At 64.0% G+C, this 2,284-nt stretch carries 2 protein-coding genes and 1 pseudogene; 2 read left to right on the forward strand and 1 reads right to left on the reverse strand.

The features are described from left to right. Nucleotides 1-324 (reverse strand): annotated as a pseudogene (locus ACXJL8_RS39190) (quinoprotein dehydrogenase-associated putative ABC transporter substrate-binding protein); the annotation flags it as partial. Nucleotides 325-470: 146 nt separating this feature from the next. Here ACXJL8_RS39190 and ACXJL8_RS39195 point away from each other — a divergent pair. Together ACXJL8_RS39195 and ACXJL8_RS39200 are read left to right on the forward strand one after the other, a co-directional pair. Then, entirely contained in the window at nucleotides 471-1,379 is a 909-nt protein-coding gene (locus ACXJL8_RS39195) for a quinoprotein relay system zinc metallohydrolase 2 (RefSeq protein WP_456621026.1), read from the forward strand. Between the two features lie 51 nt (nucleotides 1,380-1,430). After that, complete coding sequence (locus ACXJL8_RS39200; RefSeq protein WP_456621027.1) at nucleotides 1,431-2,249, forward strand: quinoprotein dehydrogenase-associated SoxYZ-like carrier; 819 nt, start codon at nucleotides 1,431-1,433, stop codon at nucleotides 2,247-2,249. Nucleotides 2,250-2,284 lie beyond the last annotated feature (35 nt).

Consider the following 2,284-nt stretch of genomic DNA (forward strand, 5'->3'; position numbering starts at 1 on the left):
CCCCATGATCACGTCGCAACGATGTGCACCCAGCGTCATCCGGACGAAGCCGGTGGCTTGCGGGAAAAAGACGTAGTCGAGCTTCTTCTGGAGTTTGTCCGCAAGCAGCTCGGCGAGCTTGTTCTCGAACCCTTCGCCCTTTTCGTTCGAGAACGGCAGGTTGCGCGGATCGGCGCAGACGCGCAGCACCTTGGGATCGACCAGCTCGAACGAGAGGTCGCCGCTCTCGTTCGTCTGCGCCATAGCGACGTCGCCCAGCGCGCAGGATGCAGCCAGGCCCCACAGCAAAAACAACCAGCGACGATGTCGTCCGGCCTCCCTCATCCCGCTTCCTCCTCGTTTTGTTCGAATGCTATCCATGCAACGCACGGACGCATCTGTTTCGCCAACTTTGTGTCGGCTTGACTTTGTTGCAGTGCAATGTGGCAAATCCTTTGAACTGAGGCGGAAAAGTGTCCCACGTCGCTTCAATGATCGCAGCCCTGGCCCTGCTGGGAGCAACGACGCTAGCACGCGCCGGGCCGGTCGAATTGCCTGTGAGCGAAGTCGCGCCCGGAATCTTCGTACACTCCGGGACCATCGCCCTGATGTCGCGCGAGAATGAGGGCGACATCGCCAATGTCGGCTTCATCGTCGGCGAGGATGCGGTGGCCGTGATCGACACTGGCGGCAGCGTCCGCGAAGGCGAGGCGCTGCTCGCGGCGGTGCGGGCCCACACCGGCAAGCCGGTTCGCTACGTCATCAGCACCCATGGCCATCCCGACCATGTCTTCGGCAATGCGGCGTTCGCCGCCGCAGGAACAAGTTTTGTCGGACACAGCAAGCTGCCGCAGGCGCTGGCGGCGCGCGGGCCGTATTATCTCGACAATTTCAGACGCATCATGGGCCATGAATTGATCGATCCCGTGAAGATCGTGCCGCCCACCCTGCTCGTTTCGGACACGCTGACGCTCGATCTCGGATCGCGGCGCCTGACCTTGCGGGCGTGGCCCGCCGCGCACAGCGACAACGATTTGAGCGTGTTCGACGCGACGACGAAAACCCTGTTCGCGGGTGATCTGGTCTTTCGCCGCCATATCCCGGTGATGGATGGCAGCATCCGCGGCTGGCTCGCCCTGCTCGAGGAACTCGAGAGCATTCCGGCGCAGCGCGTCGTTCCCGGTCACGGCCCCGTGACCGATTGGCCTGCCGCGCTGGCCGACGAACGGCGTTATCTCTCGACGCTGCTGTCCGACGTCCGCGCGCTCAACAAGAAGGGCGAGCCGATCCGGGCCGCCGCGGACAAGGCGGCCGCGTCCGAACGGTCGCACTGGGAGCTGTTCGACGACTACAACGCCCGCAACGCAACCGCAGCATTTTCGGAAATTGAATGGGAGTAGCAGGCGCGCTACGTTGCGTCCGCTGCTGCTTCGTCCGCGCGGGACCAACACATGATGGGACACAATCTCCGCCTGACCTTGATCGCTGCGCTGCTCGGCCTGGCCTTTGCCGCGCCGGCACGCGCGGAGGAGGCCTACGATCCCTGGCCGGGCCTGGTGCAGGACATCTTCAGCAACCGCCCGATGCAGGACGGCAGCGACATCATCGGCATCGAGATGCCGTATCGCGCCGAGGACGCCGCGATCGTGCCCGTGACCTTGCGCAGCAAGCTGTCACCCGGCGACGGCCGCCGCATTCGCGCGATCACGCTGGTGATCGACCGCAACCCGGCGCCGATGGCGGCGAAGTTCGAGCTTGGGCCGGATGCCAACGTCACGGAAATCTCCACGCGCGTGCGCGTCAACAACTACACCGACGTCCATGCGGTCGCCGAGCTCAGCGACGGCCAGCTCTACGTCGCCAAGACCTATGTGAAGGCCTCCGGCGGCTGCTCCGCGCCGGCGGGAAAGAATGTCGAGGAAGCCAGGAACCGGCTCGGCCAGATGCGCTACCGGCAATTTGCGCGCGATGATGCGCCCGCCAGCCGCACCCGCGAGGCGCAGATCATGATCGGCCATCCCAACAATTCCGGCCTTCAGATGGACCAGGTCACACAGCTCTATATTCCCGCCTTCTTCGTCAACCAGCTGAAGCTGACGCAGGACGACAGTCCGGTGCTGTCGATGGAGGGCGGCATCTCGATCTCGGAAGATCCCAATCTGCGCTTTACGTATGTGTCCAACGGCGCAAAACGCTTCCGCGCGGAGGCGAAAGACACGGATGGGCACGTGTTCCGCAACGAGTGGGATGTGGAGAAGCCGGGGACGTGAGTCTCAAGTTGTCATTCCGGGGCGGTCCGCAGGAC

It is taken from the genome of Bradyrhizobium sp. P5_C11_2 (genome assembly GCF_054049755.1).

Excerpts from the sequence above, each read along its gene's own strand:
- ACXJL8_RS39200 (WP_456621027.1), top strand. The coding sequence starts at position 1,431 with ATGATGGGACACAATCTCCGCCTGACCTTGATCGCTGCGCTGCTCGGC.
- ACXJL8_RS39195 (WP_456621026.1), top strand. The coding sequence starts at position 471 with ATGATCGCAGCCCTGGCCCTGCTGGGAGCAACGACGCTAGCACGCGCC.